Source organism: Spirulina sp. 06S082, assembly GCF_034932145.1.
In the GTDB taxonomy this organism is placed as follows: domain Bacteria; phylum Cyanobacteriota; class Cyanobacteriia; order Cyanobacteriales; family Spirulinaceae; genus CCY15215.
The window spans coordinates 1-1,756 of sequence record NZ_JAYGHV010000478.1; the positions used below are offsets into that span (position 1 = coordinate 1).

General features: G+C 57.0%; 1 tRNA gene, 2 rRNA genes and 1 pseudogene. 3 read left to right on the forward strand and 1 reads right to left on the reverse strand.

The features are described 5' to 3' along the window. The 3 genes from VB714_RS27160 to VB714_RS27170 form a co-directional block, all read left to right on the forward strand. A 23S ribosomal RNA gene (locus VB714_RS27160) occupies positions 1 to 505 on the forward strand; the annotation flags it as partial. Between the two features lie 249 nt (positions 506 to 754). Further along, positions 755 to 869: ribosomal RNA gene (gene rrf / locus VB714_RS27165) — 5S ribosomal RNA — on the forward strand. A 305-nt stretch (positions 870 to 1,174) separates the two neighbouring features. Continuing rightward, positions 1,175 to 1,251 (forward strand) — tRNA-Met (locus VB714_RS27170). A 143-nt stretch (positions 1,252 to 1,394) separates the two neighbouring features. On the opposite strand, the pseudogene VB714_RS27175 reads toward VB714_RS27170, so the two are convergent. Continuing rightward, a pseudogene (locus tag VB714_RS27175) lies at positions 1,395 to 1,756 on the reverse strand (hypothetical protein); the annotation flags it as partial.

A 1,756-nucleotide genomic window follows, 5' to 3' on the forward strand; every position in this document is an offset into this window, starting at 1 on the left:
GGTCATAGTGATCCGGTGGTCCCGCGTGGAAGGGCCATCGCTCAACGGATAAAAGGTACGCCGGGGATAACAGGCTGATGACCCCCAAGAGTCCATATCGACGGGGTTGTTTGGCACCTCGATGTCGGCTCATCGCATCCTGGGGCTGGAGCAGGTCCCAAGGGTTTGGCTGTTCGCCAATTAAAGCGGTACGTGAGCTGGGTTCAGAACGTCGTGAGACAGTTCGGTCCCTATCTGCCGTGGGTGTAGGAATATTGATAGGATCTGTCCCTAGTACGAGAGGACCGGGATGGACGTATCTCTGGTGGACCTGTTGTCGTGCCAACGGCATAGCAGGGTAGCTATATACGGAATGGATAACCGCTGAAGGCATCTAAGCGGGAAACCAACCTAAAAACGAGTATTCCCTGAGAGTCGTGGAAGACTACCACGTTGATAGGCTGGGTGTGGAAGCGCAGTAATGTGTGAAGCTTACCAGTACTAATAGCTCGATCGGCTTGATCGTTCTCATTGCTCGTGCTCATCGAATAAATTCGATGTGTGTTTTGTCCTCACGGGCCGTACGCTCCTTACGGAGCTGGCCCTGCGGACGGCGCGCCAAACGATTGGCGACGCGCAGTCGCGCTTGCGGAGCTTCGCTCCGGGGCGCAATGCAGACAAAAGACGTGTTCAAAACTAAGACAAAGGGACTAGCCGCCCGCCAGCTTCTCATTCAACTCGCATATGTCGCCATATGCATGTTGCGCTTTGCCGACCTGGTGGTCATGGCGGGGCGGCTGCACCCGTTCCCATTCCGAACACGGCCGTGAAACGCCCCAGCGCCGATGGTACTTCGTCTTAAGACGCGGGAGAGTAGGTCGCTGCCAGGTCTGCAAAGTGCAACACAGCTTGATATCTTCTCAAAATTGCGAAAATTGGAACACTCACGGGTCGCTCTCGCGGCCCGTTTTGCCTTTTGCCTTGCGAAAATCCGCAGGGCCTGTCGCGGGGCCGAGCAGCCCCAGCCAAACCGAAGAGGCAACCGCCTCAAGGACCGGCAAACATAACCGGGAAAAACCCGGAACGCTCAAAACTTATCGCGGGGTGGAGCAGCCCCCCGCCGACCCACAGAGGCGATAGCCTCGAGGACCGGCAAAACAAAAAGACCGGGTATGCCCGGAAGCTCAGGATTTATCGCGGGGTGGAGCAGCCCGGTAGCTCGTCAGGCTCATAACCTGAAGGTCGCAGGTTCAAATCCTGCCCCCGCAACCAAATTACCAAGCAATATGTTCAGCCAGCGTCGCTGGCGCGAAAGCTCCGCTTCCGCTGGCGAGGTAGCGCGTCGTCCTGCGGACCATAACCTGAAGGTCGCAGGTTCAAATCCTGCCCCCGCAACCATATCCTGAAAATCAATCCTATCGCTTCGGCAAAGCTGAAGCTTCGCCGGCGATGGTAGCTCGTCGTCCTTCGGACCATAACCTGAAGGTCGCAGGTTCAAATCCTGCCCCCGCAACCACCGAAACTTGTAAGTCTTTCCATTCACGGCGCTTACCCTCAAGTTCCTCCGCACAAAGCGCGAGGAACTTGTCGCGTTTGGCCTCCGTATCCAGTACTCCCTTGTCGATCAGGTTGTGGAACTCGTATTCCTGCGCCGTCCGGAACTCCGCTTCCATCGCCTTGATCGTGTCCATCGTAGCGAGAATGCTCACGATCGCGCCGTGGACGTAAAGCTCGACGCCGTTGCCGTGTTCGGCTGGGCCGATCAGGACTTGCTGGA